17 protein-coding genes are annotated in these 18,366 nt (G+C 72.3%); 12 read left to right on the top strand and 5 right to left on the bottom strand.

Going from position 1 to position 18,366, the window contains the following annotated elements; all coding sequences use genetic code 11:
* Window positions 1-75: 75 nt before the first annotated feature.
* Complete coding sequence (locus O9K63_RS11710) at window positions 76-627, bottom strand: DJ-1/PfpI/YhbO family deglycase/protease (RefSeq protein ID WP_277238040.1); 552 nt, start codon at window positions 625-627, stop codon at window positions 76-78.
* A 28-nt stretch (window positions 628-655) separates the two neighbouring features.
* The gene (locus O9K63_RS11705; protein ID WP_277238038.1) at window positions 656-2,596 is read right to left on the bottom strand and encodes an aconitate hydratase; all 1,941 of its coding nucleotides are present in this window, start codon (window positions 2,594-2,596) and stop codon (window positions 656-658) included.
* A 137-nt stretch (window positions 2,597-2,733) separates the two neighbouring features.
* On the opposite strand from O9K63_RS11705, the gene mbhE reads away from it, so the two are divergent.
* From mbhE to O9K63_RS11670, 7 genes are read left to right on the top strand one after another with little or no spacing between them, the layout of a single operon-like run.
* On the top strand, window positions 2,734-5,019 hold the full coding sequence (mbhE, locus tag O9K63_RS11700) for a hydrogen gas-evolving membrane-bound hydrogenase subunit E (protein WP_277238036.1): 2,286 nt from the start codon (window positions 2,734-2,736) through the stop codon (window positions 5,017-5,019).
* Window positions 5,012-5,533 (top strand): MnhB domain-containing protein, encoded by a 522-nt coding sequence (locus tag O9K63_RS11695; protein WP_277238034.1) that lies wholly within the window; start codon window positions 5,012-5,014, stop codon window positions 5,531-5,533. Before mbhE ends, O9K63_RS11695 begins: the two co-directional genes overlap by 8 nt.
* The gene (locus O9K63_RS11690; RefSeq protein WP_277238033.1) at window positions 5,530-5,886 is read left to right on the top strand and encodes an NADH-quinone oxidoreductase subunit K; all 357 of its coding nucleotides are present in this window, start codon (window positions 5,530-5,532) and stop codon (window positions 5,884-5,886) included. The genes O9K63_RS11695 and O9K63_RS11690 overlap by 4 nt, the downstream gene beginning before the upstream one ends.
* Complete coding sequence (locus tag O9K63_RS11685; RefSeq protein WP_277238032.1) at window positions 5,883-7,415, top strand: proton-conducting transporter membrane subunit; 1,533 nt, start codon at window positions 5,883-5,885, stop codon at window positions 7,413-7,415. The genes O9K63_RS11690 and O9K63_RS11685 overlap by 4 nt, the downstream gene beginning before the upstream one ends.
* Window positions 7,412-7,966, top strand: a complete 555-nt coding sequence (locus O9K63_RS11680) for a Na+/H+ antiporter subunit E (RefSeq protein WP_277238030.1) — start codon at window positions 7,412-7,414, stop codon at window positions 7,964-7,966. Before O9K63_RS11685 ends, O9K63_RS11680 begins: the two co-directional genes overlap by 4 nt.
* Window positions 7,963-8,223 carry a hypothetical protein gene (locus O9K63_RS11675; protein ID WP_277238028.1) on the top strand — a complete coding sequence of 87 codons (261 nt, stop codon included), beginning with the start codon at window positions 7,963-7,965 and terminating at the stop codon, window positions 8,221-8,223. Before O9K63_RS11680 ends, O9K63_RS11675 begins: the two co-directional genes overlap by 4 nt.
* Window positions 8,223-8,579: a cation:proton antiporter gene (locus O9K63_RS11670; RefSeq protein WP_277238026.1), complete on the top strand. Its 357-nt coding sequence runs from the start codon at window positions 8,223-8,225 to the stop codon at window positions 8,577-8,579. The genes O9K63_RS11675 and O9K63_RS11670 overlap by 1 nt, the downstream gene beginning before the upstream one ends.
* Before the next feature lie 24 nt (window positions 8,580-8,603).
* On the opposite strand, the gene O9K63_RS11665 is transcribed toward O9K63_RS11670, so the two are convergent.
* The 3 genes from O9K63_RS11665 to O9K63_RS11655 all read right to left on the bottom strand — a co-directional run bounded on the left by O9K63_RS11665 (window position 8,604) and on the right by O9K63_RS11655 (window position 12,497).
* Window positions 8,604-10,091 carry a dihydrolipoyl dehydrogenase family protein gene (locus tag O9K63_RS11665; RefSeq protein ID WP_277238024.1) on the bottom strand — a complete coding sequence of 496 codons (1,488 nt, stop codon included), beginning with the start codon at window positions 10,089-10,091 and terminating at the stop codon, window positions 8,604-8,606.
* Window positions 10,088-11,737 (bottom strand): long-chain fatty acid--CoA ligase, encoded by a 1,650-nt coding sequence (locus tag O9K63_RS11660; protein WP_277238023.1) that lies wholly within the window; start codon window positions 11,735-11,737, stop codon window positions 10,088-10,090. Before O9K63_RS11660 ends, O9K63_RS11665 begins: the two co-directional genes overlap by 4 nt.
* Window positions 11,738-11,810: 73 nt before the next feature.
* Complete coding sequence (locus O9K63_RS11655) at window positions 11,811-12,497, bottom strand: helix-turn-helix transcriptional regulator (protein ID WP_277238022.1); 687 nt, start codon at window positions 12,495-12,497, stop codon at window positions 11,811-11,813.
* Between the two features lie 90 nt (window positions 12,498-12,587).
* On the opposite strand from O9K63_RS11655, the gene O9K63_RS11650 reads away from it, so the two are divergent.
* The 5 genes from O9K63_RS11650 to O9K63_RS11630 are packed head-to-tail and all read left to right on the top strand — an operon-like array spanning window position 12,588 to window position 18,317.
* A complete protein-coding gene (locus O9K63_RS11650) occupies window positions 12,588-13,016 on the top strand; it encodes a hypothetical protein (RefSeq protein ID WP_277238020.1) in 429 nt (142 codons plus the stop codon).
* The gene (folE, locus tag O9K63_RS11645) at window positions 13,013-13,651 is read left to right on the top strand and encodes a GTP cyclohydrolase I FolE (protein ID WP_277238018.1); all 639 of its coding nucleotides are present in this window, start codon (window positions 13,013-13,015) and stop codon (window positions 13,649-13,651) included. Before O9K63_RS11650 ends, folE begins: the two co-directional genes overlap by 4 nt.
* The gene (locus tag O9K63_RS11640; protein ID WP_277238016.1) at window positions 13,648-14,844 is read left to right on the top strand and encodes an NAD(P)/FAD-dependent oxidoreductase; all 1,197 of its coding nucleotides are present in this window, start codon (window positions 13,648-13,650) and stop codon (window positions 14,842-14,844) included. Before folE ends, O9K63_RS11640 begins: the two co-directional genes overlap by 4 nt.
* A gap of 57 nt (window positions 14,845-14,901) precedes the next feature.
* Window positions 14,902-17,511, top strand: a complete 2,610-nt coding sequence (locus O9K63_RS11635; RefSeq protein ID WP_277238014.1) for an alpha/beta fold hydrolase — start codon at window positions 14,902-14,904, stop codon at window positions 17,509-17,511.
* Entirely contained in the window at window positions 17,508-18,317 is an 810-nt protein-coding gene (locus tag O9K63_RS11630; RefSeq protein WP_277238012.1) for an ABC transporter permease, read from the top strand. Before O9K63_RS11635 ends, O9K63_RS11630 begins: the two co-directional genes overlap by 4 nt.
* The last annotated feature ends 49 nt before the right edge of the window (window positions 18,318-18,366 follow it).

Below are 18,366 nucleotides of genomic sequence, written 5' to 3'. Positions count from 1 at the left end.
CGGTACCCGTCACGTTCCGTCAGCCCGCGCGGGCTGTCAACAGCGGCGGGGCAGAGGGGAAGGGGGAGTCGACACTCAGGCGAAGGCCTTCGCCGCGGCCTCGACGAAGGGGTCGAGGTCACCGGGGTTGCGGCTGGTGACGAGCGTGAAGTTCCCGGCGGTGCAGGTGACCGACTCCTCGTCGACCCAGGTGCCGCCCGCGTTGCGGATGTCCGTCTGCAGCGAGGGGAAGGACGTCAGCGTCCGGCCGTCGACGAGCCCGGCCTCGACCAGGGCCCACGGGCCGTGGCAGATCGAGGCGATCGGCGTGCCGGCCTCGGCGATGGCGGTGACGAACGCGACCGCGTCGGAGTCCATCCGCAACCGGTCGGCGTTGGTGGTGCCACCCGGCAGGACCAGCGCGTCGTAGTCGGCGGCGTTCGCGTCGGCGACGGCGACGTCGGCCCGGAAGGTGTCCGCCTTCTCGACGTCGTTGTCGAAGGCCTGGACCTCGCCCTTCTCCGGAGCGATGAGGGTCATCTCGGCTCCGGCGTCACCGAGTGCCTGCCACGGGGTGGTCAGCTCGGCCTGCTCCACGCCGGAGTTGGCGAGCAGCACCGCGATCCTCTTGCCGTTCAGGTCTTCCATCACATTCTCTCCTTGCTACGTCGTTGTGTCAGAGTGCCTGCGCGGTGAGCGGGATCCGCCCACCGGCGAGCACCATGTCCACCTGCCGGTCGGACAGGCGGTGGTGCACGGCGACCTCCCGGTCACCGATCGTCGCGGTGAGCCCACGACCGGCGCGCAGGGCCTCGTGGACCCCCTCGAGCACGACGACGTCGTCGACCGAGATGCCGTCGTGGTCGGACGGGTCGTCGAACTCCAGCGGGAGGACACCGAAGTTGGCGAGGTTCTGCCAGTGGATGCGGGCGAAGGACTTGGCGATCACGGCCACCAGCCCGAGGTACCGCGGCGCGATCACCGCGTGCTCCCGGGACGACCCCTGGCCGTAGTTCTCGCCGGCGACGACGACGTGGCCCTCGCCCCCCTTCGCCCGCTCGGGGTAGGTCTCGTCCACGCGGACGAAGGAGAACTCGGCGATCCGGGGGATGTTGCTGCGGTAGGGGAGCACCTGCGAGCCGGCCGGCATGATCTCGTCGGTGGAGACGTCGTCGCCCATGACGAGCAGCGTGGGCACCTCCACGTGGTCGGCGATCGGTGCGAACTCGGGCAGCGAGGAGATGTTCGGCCCCTTGACGAGCTCGACCTGCTCCGCCTCGTCCTGCGGCAGTGGGGGCAGCAGCATGTCGTCGATCGTGCTGTACCGCTCGGGCATCCTCGGACGCGGGTAGGTGATGCCGTGGCTGTCCGCGAGGGTGCGCGGGTCGGTGATCCGGCCGGTGAGCGCCGCGGCCGCAGCGGTCTCGGGGGAGCAGAGCCAGACGGCGTCCTCCTCCGTGCCCGAGCGTCCGGGGAAGTTGCGCGGCATCGTGCGCAGCGAGTTGCGACCGCTGGCCGGGGCCTGCCCCATCCCGATGCAGCCCATGCACCCCGACTGGTGGATGCGCGCCCCGGACGAGACGAGCGAGGTCAGCCAGCCGCCGGAGATGAGGTCGGCGAGGACCTCCCGGGACGTCGGGTTGATGTCGACGGACACCCCGGCGGCGCCCTGCCGGCCCTGGAGGATCTCGGCGACCACGGCGAAGTCGCGCAGCCCGGGGTTCGCGGACGAGCCGACGACGACCTGGGTGACGTCCTCGTCCTCGACCTCGGCCACCGGCACGACGTTGCCGGGGGAGGACGGCTTGGCGATCAGCGGCTCCAGCGCGGAGAGGTCGATGTGCTCGGTCTCGTCGTAGGCGGCGTCCTCGTCGGCCACCAGCCGGGTGAAGTCGTCCCCGCGCCCGACCGCCTCGAGGTAGTCGCGCACGGCGTCGTCGGCAGGAAAGACGCTGGCCGTCGCCCCGAGCTCGGCGCCCATGTTGGCGATGACGTGCCGGTCCATCGCGGTCAGCTGGTCCAGCCCCGGCCCGTGGTACTCGATGATCCGGTTCAGCCCGCCCTTGACGCCGTGCCGCCGCAGCATCTCGAGGATGACGTCCTTCGCGGAGACCCAGTCCGGCAGCTCACCGGTCAGCTCGACGCCCCACACCCTCGGCATCGACACGTAGAGCGGCTGCCCGGCCATCGCCATCGCGACCTCGAGCCCGCCCACGCCGATCGCGAGCATCCCCAGCGCGCCCGCGGCGCAGGTGTGCGAGTCCGACCCGATGAGCGTCACCCCGGGGCGCCCGAAGTGCGCCTGGTGCACCGGGTGCGAGACGCCGTTGCCCGCCTTGGAGTACCAGAGCCCGAAGCGCTGCGCGGCGGACTGCAGGAACAGGTGGTCGTCGGGGTTCTTCTCGTCGGTCTGGAGCAGGTTATGGTCGACGTACTGCACGGACAGCTCCGTGCGCACGCGGTCGAGGTCCATCGCCTCCAGCTCGAGCATCACCATCGTGCCGGTCGCGTCCTGGGTGAGCGTCTGGTCGACCGTGAGCCCGATCTCCGATCCCGGTTCCATCGAGCCGTCGACGAGGTGGTCGGCGATCAACTTCTGTGCGACGGTGCGCGGCATGCGTCTGCCCTCCCCTTGGGTTGCTCCCGAGGGGCCTACCCGGATGCGCCCGGTCCATGCAGGCCGTCTCGTTTCAACCACCGGGCTCGCGGGTACGGACCGGGGCACCACGAGTGCCCGGTCGAGGAGGCGGATGCATGGTCATGCGGATGCCCCGGCTGGCGGGGCCACGGTCGTTCCTGGCCGCAGCCCTTCTCCCGGGGGCCGCCTTCGTCTGGCTCCTCGTGCGGACTCCCGCCGTGCTGGCAGGGCGGACGGACGGCGTGTCGGTGCCGTGGGCGCCCGCGCTCGGCCTGCAGATCGACCTGCGACTCGACGCCCTCGGGCTGCTGCTCGCCCTCCTCGTCACCGGTGTCGGGGCCCTCACCCTGGTCTACGCCCGCTGGTACTTCGCCGAGCGTGCCGACCGACTCGGTCGCACCTGTGCCGTGCTGCTGCTCTTCGTCACGGCGATGGTGGGCATCGCCGTGGCCGACAACCTCCTGGTGCTCTACGTCGCCTGGGAGCTGACGACCGTCTGCTCCTTCCTGCTCATCGCCGACGGTGGCCACACAGCAGAGGCCCGGCGTGCCGCGCTCCGTGCGCTGCTGGCGACGACGGGGACCGGCTTCGCCATGCTCCTCGGGTTCCTCCTGCTGGGCCGGGAGGCGGGGACCTACCGGATCTCCGGGCTGGCGGCGGCGGAACCCGCCGGTGGTGTGGTCACCGGGGCAGTGGTGCTGATCCTCGTGGGCGCCTTCGCCAAGTCCGCCCAGGTGCCCTTCCACCCGTGGTTGCCCGCGGCGATGGTCGCCCCGACGCCCGTGACGGCGTACCTGCACGCCGCCGCCATGGTCAAGGCCGGTGTCTTCCTCGTGGCCCGCCTGGCGCCGGCGCTCGCCGAGACCGTGCCGTGGCAGCCGCTCGTCGTCGTCATCGGGCTCGCGACGATGATCCTCGGTGGGTGGCGGGCGCTGGGCCAGACCGACCTGAAGACGTTGCTCGCCTTCGGCACGATCGCGCAGCTGGGATTCCTCATGGTCCTCCTCGGGGCCGGTACCCGGACCGCGGCCATCGCCGGCGGCACCATGCTCATCGCGCACGCCCTGTTCAAGGCCTGCCTCTTCCTCGTCGTCGGGATCATCGACCACTCCGCGGGCACCCGGGAGATCGGGGAGCTGTCCGGAGTGGGCCGCCGCTCGCCCGTCCTCCTGGGGTGCGCCGTCCTGGCCTGCGCGTCCATGGTGGGGTTGCCCCCCTTCGTCGGCTACCTCGGCAAGGAGGCGGCCCTGGAGGCCTTCCACTCCCACGCCTGGGGCGGTCCCGGGGCCCTGGCGGGACTCGTCCTCGGGTCCGTCCTCACGGTCGCCTACACCGGGCGGTTCCTCCAGGGGGCCTTCGCCGGCCCGGCCCGGCCGAGCGGGGAGTGGCACGCACCGCCGGCAGGATTCCTCGCCGCACCGGTCGTGCTCGCCCTCGCAGGGGCGGTCATCGGCCTGCAGCCGAAGCGCCTCGACCACCTCGTCGCCGCCCACGCAGGCCTCCTGCCCGATCCGGGCAAGCCGTACCACCTCGCCCTGTGGCACGGCTTCAGCGTCGTCGTCGTCCTCTCCGCCGGCACGCTCGTGGTCGGGGTCGCGCTGTTCCTCGTCCACCGTCGGCTGGCGCCCCTGCACGGGCGCCTCGCCGGGCCCGCGACAGCGCTGGGTGCCAACGACGCCCTCGCCGCGGGCAGCACGAGGGCCGCTGCCTGGGTCGACGCCCACGTGCACGCCCGGGCGCTGCCGGACCAGCTCGCCCGCACCGTGCTCGCGGTCGTGCTCATCCAGGCCGTCGTGCTGGTGCCCGTGGGCATCCCGGTGCCGCATCCCTGGGACACCCCGTGGCAGGCGGTCGTCGCGGCCGGAGCGCTCGCCGGGACGGTCGCGGTCATCACCCTGCGCCGACAGCTGTACGCCGCCGTGGTCCTCGGCGTCGTCGGGTACCTCGTGGCCGTCGTCTTCGTGCTCCAGGGTGCACCCGACCTCGCCCTCGTCCAGCTGCTCATCGAGACGCTGACCTTCGTCGTCTTCGTGCTGGTGCTGCGCCGGACGCCGCGCGCCGAGGCTCGTCGGCACCCGCACGGGCGCGGGTTGCGCGCCGCGGTCGCGGTCTCCTTCGGCCTGCTGATGACCCTCGTCTCGCTCACCATGGCGAGTCGGCACGCACGCTCGCTGCCCTCCCCGGACTACCTCCACGAGTCGCCCGGCCACGGCGGGCCGAATGTCGTCAACGTCATCATCACCGAGTACCGGGCGCTGGACACCCTCGGCGAGGTGAGCGTCCTCGTCATCGCGGCGACGGCGGTCGCCGGCCTGGTGCTGCAGAGCACCCGTATCGGCGGGCCGCAGGCTCCTGACGAGCCGGGCACGCAGCGGGCGGAGGTGAGCACGCGTGATGGATGAGTCCGACCACCCCGGGGACCCGGGCGACCCGCGGACCGGCAACGAGCCGCTCGACCGGCTGCTGCCGGGCGCGCACCACCTCGACGCCGATGACCGCTCGCTCCTGCTGGAGGCCTTCGCCCGACTCGTGCACCCGACCGCCCTGGTGGTGGCGGCCTACCTCTTCGTCGTCGGCCTGCACCACCCCGGTGGGGGTTTCGCCGCGGGCCTGGTCGTCGGGCTCGGCCTCCTGCTGCGGCGGGCAGCCGGCGGCCCGCGTGACCTGGGTGCGGCGGCACGGGCCAACCCGGGGGTCCTGCTGGGCGCCGGGCTGGCGCTCGCCGCCGGGTACGGCATCGCGGGCATCGTCCTCAGTGGCGATCTCCTGCACGGCACCGTGCTGCACCTCGACCCGCCACTCCTACCGCCTTACGACCTCCCGACGTCGATGGTCTTCGAGATCGGGATCCTGCTCATCACCGTGGGCGTGGTCCTGGACATCCTCCGGACCCTGGGCGCGGAGGATGACCGATGAACGCCACGAACCTCACCCTCGCCCTGCTCTGCGGCGGCTTCTTCGCCGCCGGCATCCACCTGATGATGGCCAGGTCACTGGTGCGGGTGGCGATGGGGGTGGTCCTGCTCGGCCATGCCGCCAACCTCCTGCTGCTGCAGTCCGGCGGCCCCGCGGGGAAGCCGCCCGTCTCGGGCTCGGCCCCCTACGAGGAGCTCGCGGACCCGCTGCCCCAGGCGATGGCCCTCACCGCCATCGTCATCACCTTCGCGGTGACCGCTCTGCTGCTCGCGGTGGCCTGCCGCAGCAACGACCTGCGCGGCCACGACGACACCACCGACCGGTCCGTCGACGACGAGGAGGGAGGGCCATGACGCTCGCGACCCTGCTGGTCGTCGTGCCGGTGGCCGTCCCCCTTCTCGCTGCCGGCCTGGCGCTGCTCCTCGGCCCGTGGCCGACGGCCCAGCGTGTCCTCGGCACCGCGGTCCCGACGGCCGTGGTCGTCGACGCGGCCTTCCTCCTGCACCGCGCGGACACGCAGGGCCCGGTGGTGGCCCAGGCGGGTGGTTACCGCGTGCCGCTGGGGATCACGTTGGTGGCCGACCGGTTCTCGGCGCTCGTGCTGCTCGTCTCGTCGATCGTGCTGCTGCTCGTCGTCGTGTACGCGATGGCGCAGGGGATGCGCGGGGGCACCGTTCCGTCGGTCTTCCACCCCAGCCACCTCGTGCTCCTGACCGGTGTGGCGCTGTCCTTCCTCACCGGCGATCTCTTCACCCTCTTCGTCGGCCTCGAGATCATGCTCATGGCCAGCTATGCCCTGATCACCCTGCGGCCGAACCGGGCCCGGGTGCGCGCGAGCATGACCTACATCGTCACCAGCCTGCTGTCCTCGATCCTGCTGCTCAGCTCGGTGGCGGTCGTCTACGGGCTGACGGGCACCCTCAACCTCGCGCAGCTCTCGCGCCGCGTGGGTGACCTCGCTCCCGACGTGCAGGCGTGGCTGAGCGTGATGCTGCTGCTCGCCCTGGCGATCAAGGCGGCCATCGTCCCGATGCACTGGTGGTTGCCGGAGAGCTATCCACCCGCGCCCGCACCGGTCACCGCGATCTTCGCCGCGCTGCTGACCAAGGTGGCCGTGTACGCGATCATCCGCACCCAGACGCTGTTCTTCCCGCGTGACGAGCCGTGGACCCTGCTGCTCATCCTGTCGGCGGTGACCCTCCTGGTGGGGGCGTTCGGGGCGCTGGCGCAGGACAACCTGCACGGGGCGCTGTCCTTCCTGCTCGTCTCCCACATCGGCTACATGCTGCTGGGCCTGGCCGTGTCGACCCGGGAGGGCGTGGCCGCCTCCGGGATCTACCTGGTCCACCACATCGTCGTCCAGGCATGTCTCTTCTGCGTCGTCGGACTCGTGGAGCACCACCGCGGCACCGCGTCGGTCCGCCGCCTCGGGGGCGTGGGGGCCACGGCTCCCGTGCTCTCGATGATCTTCCTGATCCCGGCCCTGAGCCTGGGCGGCGTCCCTCCCTCGGACGGGTTCATCGCCAAGCTGGCGGTGCTGCGCTCGGCCGTCGGCACACAGGATCCACTGCCACTCGTGGTCGCCGGAGTCGGTCTGCTCACCGGACTGCTCACGGTCGCGGTGATGGCGCGGATCTGGTCGCGCGCCTTCTGGGGGGAGCCGGCCGCGCCGGTGCCCGACCCCGACCCCACCGACGAGCTCGTCCTCGGCACCGGGTCGGTCATGCGCGGCATGACCGTGGCGACGGCGTGCCTGATGCTCCTCGGTGTGGGAGTGGCCGCAGGGGCCGGCCCCGTCTCGGACCTCGCGACCCGCGCCGGTGAGGACCTGCGCTCCGGGGCCGAGTACCGCGCGTCGGTCCTCGGAGGTGAGGGTCGATGACCGCATCGGCGTGGGCGCGGCGCGGCGTACTGGTCCTGTGGCTGCTGTGCGTCTGGCTCCTGCTGTGGGGCACCTGGCGTCCCGACGTGCTGCTCGCCGGGGTCGTCGTCTCCCTCGTCGCGGTCCGGTGGGCTCGCCTCCCGGCGCCGCCCCTGCGCACCCGGGTGCGGTGGGCGCGGGCGTCGCTGCTCCTGCTCCGCCTCGGGGGCGACATGCTGCGGGCGTCGTGGGCGGTCACGATGACCGTCGTCCGCGGCGCGGGCCGGACCCGCTCGTCCGTGCTGTGCCTGTCCCTGCGACCCGGTGCCTCCGACATCGCGGTGGTGCTGGCGTGCAACCGGATCTCCCTGGAGCCCGGGTCCGTGGTCATCGACATCGACCGCCGCCACGGCCGGCTCTACGTGTACGTGCTGGACACCCCGGACGCCGAGGCCGTGGAGCGGCGCCGTGGGGAGAGCCAACGCCTGCTCGATGCCGTGCTGGACGCCTTCCCGACGCGCGCCGTCGCCACCCGGGACGGTGCCGGGACCGCCGAAGGGAGCGGATCATGACGATCCTCATGACGATCAGCGGCGTGCTCGTCGCGGTGGCGGCTGCGCTGGTGCTCTTCCGCGTGGTCGTCGGGCCGAGCCTGCACGACCGCCTCGTCGCGCTGGACACCGTGGCGGCACTGATCGTGTGCGGCATCGTCATCCGCAGTGCCCACCGGGGTGAGATCGGCGACCTGGTCCTGCTGGTCCTGGTGGTGCTCGTCGGTGGGCTGAGCACGGTCACGGCCATCAGGCTCGCCTCCCGGGAGGAGCAGTGATGGTCCTCCTCCAGTGGATCGGTGCCGTCCTGATGGTGCTGGGCAGCCTGCTCGGTGTGGTGGCTGCGCTGGGCATGCTGCTGCTCCCGGATGCCGCCGCCCGCCTGCAGGCGGCGGCCAAACCACAGGTCGTCGGCCTGCTGCTGATACTGCTGGGCGCCGCCCCCTTCGTCCGCTGGTGGCCGGCCCTGGGGATGCTCCTCCTCGTGGGTGCGTTCCAGGTGGTCACCGCACCGGTGCTGACGCAGCTCCTCGCCCGCGACTCCTACCGGTCCGGGGCGTGGCGTCGCGACCTCCTGCTCGTCGACGAGTACGAGGCGGATCGTGCGGGCGGACGCGACGACGCCTCGGGATGACCGCGGTCGGTCGGGAGGGCGCGGTCACGCCGGAGAGGAGTCGGGGACCTGTGCGCGGCGCAGGTCGCGTGGCAGCTGCTCGAGCAGGCGCAGCCACAGCTCGGACGCCGTGGGGAAGGCGGGCACCGCGTGCCGCAGGAGATGGACCGGCACCCGACCCACGATCGCGATGGTCGCGGCATGCAGCAGCTCGCCGGCCTCCGTGCCGACGAAGGTCGCCCCGAGCAGGCGGCCCGTGGCCCGGTCGACGACGATCGACATGCGACCGGAGGCGTCGTCACGCAGGAGCGCCCCGCCAGCGGCGCCACCGAAGGGCACCTCGCTGGTCACCACGTCGTGGCCGGCCTCCTCCGCGGCACGGGCGGTCATGCCGACCGAAGCGACTTGCGGGTCGGTGAAGACCACCTGCGGCACGGGGACCCCGTCCGGGTCCGGCTCGGTCGGGGACCCATCGGCCTCGGCGGCGATGCGCGCGCCCACGACCCGGGCGCGGTACTTGCCCCAGTGGGTCAGCGGCGGGCCGCCACCGGCGTCGCCCACGACGGTCAGCCACTCCGGGAGGTGACCGGCGGTCACGTCGTCCTCGGTCAGCCCGACCGCGTCGAGCCCCACGTCCCCGAGGCGTGGTCGGCGTCCCGTCGCCACGAGCACCTCGTCCGCCTCGATGGTCCCGGAGCCCGTCGTCAGGCGCACCGGGCCACCGTGCACCCGGCCGATGCCGGTGTCCCGCGCCTCCGGTCGCCCGCACTCGGTGGCCTCGGTGGACAGGCGCACGTCCACCCCCTTCGCGCGAAGGGAGTCGGTCACCACCTCCCCGGCGAAGGGCTCCATCCGCCCCAGCAGGCCCGGCCCGCGCACGAGCATCGTCACCCGCGCGCCGAGCGCTGCCATCCACGTCGCGGCCTCGCAGGCGACGACCCCGCCGCCGACGATCACGATCCGGTCGGGCACCTCGCGGACGCCGGTCGCGTCGCGCGACCCCCACGGGAGGGCCTCGCGGAAGGGCGGCGGGATCACCGGCTCGCTCCCCGTGGCGATGACCACGGCGCGGCGGGCACGCAGGCGGCGGGTCCCCCCCTTCGAGGCTCCTTCGTCGCACCTCAGGGCACCGCCTTCGCCCTCGCCCTCGACCTCGATCTCGCGCTCGCCGACGAGGCGGCCGTGACCGCGCAGGGGCCTGATCCCCGCGCCCTCGACCCACTCCGCCTGGCCGGAGTCGTCGTAGTGCGAGACCCACTCGTCGCGGCGGGCGAGCAGCGCCTCGCGGTCGACGTCCGTCGGGACGAGACCCTGCAGGTGGGCACTCGTCGTCGCCACCTGGGCCGGGCGCAGCAGCGCCTTGCTCGGGATGCATGCCCAGTACGAGCACTCCCCGCCGTAGCGCTCCACCTCGACGATCGCTGCCGTCAGGTCGGAGTCCTCGATGGCGTACTGGGCGAGGTTCTCTCCGACGGGACCCCCGCCGAGCACGATGACGTCGACGGTCTCCGGCTCGTCGGTCGGCGTCGTCACGCCGAGGGCTCCACGCGCAGCTCACCCTCGCGATGACGACGGCGCAGCGTCTTCTTGTCGAACTTGCCGACCGACGTCCGCGGTACCTCGTCGACGAAGGCGAAGGCGTCCGGCAGCTGCCACTTCGGGAAGTCCGCGGCCAGGTACTCGCGCAGCTCGGCCGCGGTGGTGCTCGCGCCCTCCCTGACGACGATGGTGGCCAACGGCCGCTCCTGCCACTTCTCGTCCGGGATGCCGACGACCGCGGCCTCGAGGACCGCCTCGTGACCCATGAGGGCGTTCTCCAGGTCGACCGAGGAGATCCACTCGCCGCCGGACTTGATGACGTCCTTCGCGCGGTCGGTCAGGGTGATGTAGCCGAGGTGGTCGAGGGTGCCGACGTCACCGGTGCGCAACCAGCCGCCGTCGAACTTCTCGGCCACCTCCGGGTCGTCGCTCGCGTAGTAGTCGGCGGTCACCCACGGGCCCTTGACCTCGAGCTCGCCGACGGCCTCGCCGTCGCGGGGGAGGACGCTGCCGTCGTCGGCGACGATGCGACCCTCGACCCCGCAGAGGAGCCGGCCGGCGGTGGCCTTGTAGCGCCACTCCTCCTCGCCCTCGATGCCGAGGGGCACATTGGCCACGGAGGCGACCGGGGAAGTCTCGGTCATGCCCCATGCCTGGACCATGTCGAGGCCGTGGCGATCACGCAGCGCCTGCATGAGCGCGACGGGGACGGCGGAGCCCCCGCACAGGATCCGGCGAAGGGAGCCCAGGCTCACCTCGGGGTGGTCGTCCAGGTACACGAGCACGTCGTTCCAGACCGTGGGCACCGCGCCGGAGATCGTCGGTCGGCTCTCCTGGATGAAGCGCACGAGCGGCTCGGCCTGCAGCCAGCGGTCGGGCATGCACAGCGAGGCGCCGCTCATGATGGCCGCGTACGCCAGGCCCCACGCGTTGGCGTGGAACATCGGCACGATCGGCAGGACACGGTCGGCGAAGGTCAGGCCGGCGACGTTGCCCGTGCACGAGGCCATCGAGTGCAGGTAGGCCGAGCGGTGGCTGTAGACGACGCCCTTGGGGTTGCCGGTCGTGCCGCTCGTGTAGCACATGGCGGCCGCGTCGTCCTCGTCCACCTCGGGCCAGTCGAAGGTGTCCGGCTGCTCGGCGAGGACGTCCTCGTAGAGCAGGATCTCCTTGCCGGAGGAGCGAAGGGAGTCCAGGTTGGCCGCTGCCGCGTCGGGCCCGGCGACGAGGACGTGGGTGACCGTCTCCAGGTGCGGCAGCTGCGGGGCGAGCAGGCCGACGAGCGAGTCGTCGACGATGACGACCTTGTCCTCGGCGTGGTTGGCGACGTAGATGAGCTGCTCGGGGAAGAGACGGATGTTGAGCGTGTGCAGGACCGCGCCCATCGACGGGATCGCGAGGTAGGCCTCGAGGTGCTCGGAGTTGTTCCACTGGAAGGTGCCGACCCGATCATCGCCCTCGACGCCGAGCGACCGCAGGGCGCCGGCGAGCCGGGCGGTGCGCTGGCCGAGCTCGGCGTAGGTGATGGACCGGGAGCCGTCGGCGGTCGCGGTGACCACTTCCGAGTCGGGGTGGACGCTCGTCCCGTGGTGCATGAGGGAGGCGATGGTCAGCTGGTAGTCCTGCATCGTGCTCTTCATGGAGCCATGCAACTAGGTGTGGGGCGTCACGTCCAGACCCCGCCGGCAGTCTCCCGGGGGAAGGGCCTGCGGTTCAGCCGTCCGGCTCGATCCGGCGGTGTACCCGGACGCAGCAGCGGCCGTCCCCCGGCTCGAGGCGGGCGTCGGCCTGATCGCAGGCCATCCCGTCAGCGACCCCTTGGACGTAGGACTCGTTGAGCCCGCAGACGAGCGCGGTGTGCTTGCTCGCCAGGGTGTCGAAGGGGCAGTTGTGCAGCTCGACGACGCCCTCCCGATCGTCCGGCTCGTAACCCTGCTCGGCCAGCGCTGCGGTGAGGTCCTCGATCGTCGCCTCGTCATGGTGCGGTGCGGCGCGCCCGACCTGCACGCCGTGCTCGTGGGCCGATGACCGCAGCGCGGCCTCCAGCGGCTCGCCCGCGCCTGCCTTGGTGACCGAGGCCGCGAGGATGTCACCGACGAGGTCGTAACGGCGCGGTGGCAGCGAGAGGCTGAACTCCTGGTCCGAACGGCGGTAGAGCTTGCTCGGCCGACCGGCGCCCGGGCCGGTGCGACCGGTCAGGCGCCGGTACTCGACGTCGAGGAGACCCTCCTCGACGAGGCGGTCGAGGTGGAAGTTGACCTTGTGCGGGCGCAACCCCAGCGCCGTCGCGGCCTGCTCCCGACTGACCGGTCCATGCTCGCCGGCGACGTACTCGTAGAGCGCGCGTCGCGTGTCGTCGGAGAGGGCCCCGAATCCGGCTGCCAGCGCGCTGAGCTTCATGGCCTGATTCTAAAACACATCTCCATTGACACAAGAGTGGCGAGGAGGTCTAAGATCGAAGAATCTCTTGATTAGAAGGAGTTGTTGGTCATGGCCACCCCCACCGTCCACCGTCCCGTCGTCACCGGACCCCCGATCTCGACGAAGGGGGCGGAGCGCGCCTACCTCCTGCTGCGCACCGTCTTCACGCTCGCCCCGATCGCCTTCGGGCTCGACAAGTTCGTGGGGCTCCTCACGGACTGGCCGGTCTACCTCGCCCCGTGGATCGATGGCATCGTCCCCGGCACCGCACAGCAGGCGATGTACGCGGTCGGCGTCATCGAGATCGTCGCCGGCATCGTCGTCGCACTCGCCCCCCGGTACGGGTCGCTGCTCGTGGCCGGCTGGCTGCTGGGCATCATCGTCAACCTGCTGACCCTCAGCGGCTTCTACGATGTCGCCCTGCGTGACTTCGGTCTGCTCGTCGGCGCTCTCGCCCTCGCCGCCTTGGCGTGGTCGGACCGCGGCGAGTCGACATGAGCCACCTCGGGTCCGCCCGGGCCGACACGATCGGCGGTCGGGTGACGCGCCCTCACCTGCAGGTGGCGGGCTCCCGCCCGGCCGTCGACGTGGCCGCGGCGGAGGCGGCCGCGGCCGACCTGCTCGCCGCCCTCGGGCTCGACCTCACCTCCCAGCACCTCGCCCGCACGCCCCGCCGCATGGCCAGGGCGCTCATCGAGATGACGAGCAGCGATGACTTCGAGCTGACGACCTTCCCCAACGACGAGGGCTACGACGAGCTCGTCCTCGTGCGCGACATCCCCGTCCGGTCCGTCTGCGAGCACCACGTCCTGCCCTTCACCGGCGTCGCCCACGTCGGCTACCTGCCCGGGGAGCGGATCCTCGGGTTGTCGAAGTTTGCTCGGATGGTCGACTGGTACGCCCGACGACCGCAGACGCAGGAGCGGCTCACCCAGCAGGTCGCCACGCATCTCGACGAGGCACTCTCTCCCCGCGGCGTCGGCGTGGTCGTCGAGGCGGAGCACTCCTGCATGTCGCTGCGCGGCGCTATGGTCGCAGGGACGGTCACCACCACCTCAGCGCTCCTCGGCCGACTCCGGGAAGATCCGCGCAGCCGCGCCGAGTTCCTCGCACTCACCAGGAGCACGCCATGACCATCGCGATCATCGGTGCCGGCCTCGCCGGCGCCAGCGCCGCCGCCGAGCTGCGCGAGCAGGGATACGACGGCGACATCGTCCTCGTCGGCGCGGAGCCGCACGCGCCCTACGAGCGCCCGCCGCTGTCGAAGGACATCCTCCTGCGCACGGGCACCGCCGCGGATGCCGCGGTCAAGGACGACGGGTGGTACGAGGAGCACCGGGTCGAGCTGATCACCGGCTCGGCCGCCACGGACCTCGACCTGTCCGCACGCACCTTCGCCGTCGACGGTCGGAAGGTCGACTACGACGACCTGCTCATCGCCACGGGAGCCACCTCCCGCCACCTGCCGATGGTCGACGAGTCCGGGGCCCCCTTCGCCTACCTGCGCACGATCGAGGAGTCGGAGGCGCTGCGCCGGAACCTCACCGGCCACCTGCTGATCATCGGGGCCGGCTGGATCGGCTTGGAGGTCGCGTCCGCAGCCCGGCAGGCCGGCGGCACGGTCACCGTCGTCGAGGCGGCCGCACGGCCCCTGGCCGGGCCCCTCGGCGAGGAGATGGCCGCGGTCCTCGCCGGGCTGCACCGCGAGCACGGGGTCGACCTGCGCACGAGCACGACGGTGGAGACCATCGAGCGCGAGAAGGGGAGGACGCGCGCCGTCCTCTCCGACGGCACCGAGGTCAGCCCTGGCCTCGTCCTCGTCGCGATCGGTGCCGTGCCCGACGTGGCGCTCGCCGAGGGTGCCGGTCTGGACGTCGACGACGGGATCCTCGTCGACGATCGGCTGCGCACGAGCGACCCGCACGTGTACGCCGCCGGGGACGTCGCCAGCCACGATCACCCGAGCCTGGGTCGGATCCGGGTCGAGCACTGGGACAACGCGATCCAGCAGGGGCGCCACGCGGCCCGGAGCATGCTCGGCGGGCAGGAGCCCTACGCCCGGCAGCCGTACTTCTTCACCGACCAGTACGACCTGGGCATGGAGTACGTGGGCCACCTCGGCCCGGACGGGTGCGACGAGGTCGTCGTCCGCGGTGACCGTGACTCGCGCGTGCTCAACGCCCTGATGGTCACGGGCGGCCGGGTCGTGGCGGGCATGCACACCAACGACTGGGACGCCACCGACCACCTGCGCGCATGCGTCGGGCGCGAGGCCACGGCCGACATGCGGGACGCGTCCATCCCGCTCCGGGACGCGCACAGCTGAGCGTGACGCCGCCGCACGTGGGCTGTGCCACCACGTGGTCACCTGCGATATTTGGGTATGCACCTCACCCGACGCCTGCTGGCCGCTGCCGCGGTCCTCGGCGTGCTCGTGGCCCCGGCCGCTGCCGCGACGCCCGCTGGCACCGGTGACGAGGTGCGCGTGGAGCAGGTGACGGTGCCGGTCGGCGCGGAGCCGGATGGCTCCGAGGTCACCCTCGATGCCGACGTCTACCACCCCGCGGAGGGCCGCGACCGCTCGCACGAGGCGGTGCTCCTCGCGCACGGGTTCGGCGGGAGCAAGGACGACCTGACTGACCGGGCACACGCCCTGGCGGAGCAGGGGTACCTCGTCGTGGGCTACAGCGCGCGGGGGTTCGGCGACTCCGGCGGGGCGGTCCACCTCAACGACCCCGACTACGAAGTGGCCGATGCCCGGGTCTTGGTGGACCTCATCGCGGAGCAACCGCAGGTGCGGCGGGATGGGCCGCGCGACCCCAGGGTCGCGGTTGCCGGAGGCAGCTACGGCGGCGCGCTGGCCCTCATGGCCGCGGGAGCGGACCAGCGCATCGACTCGGTGGTTGCCGCCATCACCTGGCACGACCTGGCCGACGCCTTCTTTCCCCAGTCCGCGACGGAGCTCGAGGAGCCCGGCCCCTTCACGGCGCTGTGGGCATCGAACTTCCTCATGGGGTCCTTCCGCGGCGGGGGCAACGCTGACCCGGCGTGCGCGGGGTTCGCTGCCCGGGAGTGCGAGCTGTTCGTCACGGCCGCGGAGACCGGGGCCGCGCACCCGGACCTGCTCGAGATGCTCAGCCGCCACAGCCCGGCTCCCACGCTCGCCGACATCGAGGCGCCGGTCCACCTCGTGCAGGGCATGTCGGACACCCTGTTCGGGATCGAGCAGGCCGAAGCCACCGCTCGGGCACTGCAGGAGGCAGGTGTCCCCGTCGCCGTCAGCTGGTTCAACGGCGGTCACGACGGTCCTACGCAACCGACCGACTCCGGGTCGGCCGGCTCCGGCGACGGTGGTGGCCCGCCGACCGAGGACGGGCAGATCGAGGCGTCCGACCAGGAACGGCAGCAGACCGCGGACCTGATGACCTGGCTGGAGGGCACGCTGCGGGTGGAGGAGCCCGTCACGCAGGCGACGTTGCCGGTCGCGGCCTTCCGCTACGCCCTGCCGCCGTCACCGTCGGACGAGGCGGATGACGAGCAGGTGGTGGGGGCGTCGAGCCGCCCCCCGGCGGACGGGACGGCTGACACCGAGGCGCTGGCGCTGTCCCCGGTGGCGTCCACTTCCCTGGTCAATCCACCCGGGGGAGTTCCACGGGCGACGACCGTCCTCCCGGGACAGGGTGGGCTCGGCCCCCTGACGTCGACCGTCTCGACCTATCCGCTCTCGGCGCTGCCGGGTCAGTCGGTGGCCTTCGACACCGACCCGCTCGAGGAGGACCTCCTCGTCGTGGGCCGACCACGTATCGACCTGGAGCTCACGTCGACCGGATCGAGCAGCACGCTGTTCCTGTCGCTGTGGCAGGTGCGCAACGGCAGCCCCGTCCTGCCGCGACGTCTCGTGGCGCCCCTGCAGGTCGATCTCGATCCGGGCGCGCCCACCCGGGTGACGGTGGACCTCCCCGGCGGCACCTGGGAGATGCCGGCGGGGTCGACGTGGCGGGTGCTCGTCACGGCGACGGACGCGGCCTACGCCGGGCCGGACGAGGTGCGGGTCGACCGGGTGGAGGCGGCCGGTCCGCTGGTCCTCCCGACCGGCGGTGGCGCGCCGGTGAGCACGGGCAGCGTCTGGGACGCCGAGACGCTCGGGGTGGCCGGCGCCCTGGCGCTGCTGCTCCTGCTGGTCGGCGCCACGGCCCTGCGGCAGCGCAGTGTGCGGCGCCCGCCGAGGGAGGACCTCGCTGACGTACCCCTCGTCGTCGACGGGCTCGTCAAGGAGTACGCGGACGGTCACCGCGCGGTCGACGACGTCAGCTGGCGGGCCGATCGGGGCCAGGTCGTCGGGCTCCTCGGGCCCAACGGTGCCGGTAAGACCACGACGCTCCGGATGGTCATGGGGCTGATTCGCCCCGACGCCGGGAGCGTGCACGTCCTCGGGGTCCCCGTGACGGCAGGAGCAGTCGTGCTGGGCCGGGTCGGCGCGCTGGTCGAGGGCCCCGGCTTCCTGCCCCATCTCAGCGGGCGGGCCAACCTGCTCTCCTACTGGGCGGCCACCGGCAACCCCGCCGAGGAGTCCCGGCTGGCGGAGGTGCTCGAGATCGCCGCGCTCGGCGATGCGATCGACCGTCCGGTCCGGGCCTACAGCCACGGCATGCGCCAGCGCCTCGGCATCGCCCAGGCGATGCTCGGGATGCCCGAGGTGCTCATCCTCGACGAGCCCACCAACGGTCTGGACCCACCGCAGATCGCCGCCATGCGACCGATCCTGGCCCGGTACGCCGCAGGTGGGCGCACCGTGGTCATCTCCAGCCACCTGCTGGCCGAGGTCGAGCTGACCTGCACGCACGTCGTCGTCATGCACGCAGGACGTGTGCTGGTGACCGGCTCGGTGGACGAGCTGGGCGTCGCGGGGGGGCGCACCCTCGAGTCGGTGTTCCTGACGACCATCGCGGCGGCGGGCGAGGGATCCCACCTCAACAGGGTGCGGTCCCGATGAGCCGCCCCCTGAGCCTGCGCGTCGAGCTGCGGCGACAGGTCACCCGGCCCCGCACCCGGTGGGCACTGCTCGTCCTGCTCGTCCTCCCGCTCGTCGTCGTCGCCGCGTTCGCCCTGGGCAACGGTGACAGCGAGGGGCAGAGCTTCTCCGATCTCGCCACGACGGGCGCAGCCAACTTCGCGCTCTTCATGCTCCTCATCTCCGCCGAGCTGCTCATCCTCATCCTCGCGGCCCTCTTCGTCGGCGACCCGGTGCCGGCGGAGGCCTCGTGGTCCTCGCTGCGCTACCTCCTCATCGCCCCGGTACCGCGTGCCAGGTTGCTCACGAGCAAGCTGCTCGTCGGGCTGGCCCTGACAGCCGTGGCCGTGCTCCTCCTGCTCGTGTGGGTGCTGGTCGTGGGAGGGGTGGTCTACGGCTGGGACCCGCTGTCGTTGAGCGTCGGCGGGTCGCTGGCCTGGGGAGAGGTGCTGTCGCGTCTCGCGGTGGGTGCCGGATACGTCTTCGTGGCCCAGCTGCCCTTCGCGGCCGTCGCGTTCTGGATGGGGGTGCGCACCGACGCGCCGTTGGCCGCCGTCGGCGTCGCCGTGCTCGCGGCCATCGTCTCCTCGATCCTGGACGCCCTCAGTGCCCTCGGGGACTACCGCCGGGCCCTGCCCAACCACTACGCCCGGGAGTGGATCGGTCTCTTCACCCTCGAGCCCGACTACGCGGCCCTGCTGCCCGGAGTGCTGTGGGCCCTGCTCTACGCCACCGTCTTCATCGCTCTGGGGTACCGCCACTTCGCCCGCAAGGACGTCCTCAGCTGAGCCGTCCCCCCTCGGGAGGGCTGGTCGGAGGGCGCAGTCGTCCTCGACG

Origin of the sequence: Janibacter cremeus, assembly GCF_029395675.1 — a bacterium.
GTDB lineage: Bacteria > Actinomycetota > Actinomycetes > Actinomycetales > Dermatophilaceae > Janibacter > Janibacter cremeus_A.
Note: the sequence above shows the minus strand (reverse complement) of the source record. Positions and strands in the feature narration are given on the sequence as shown.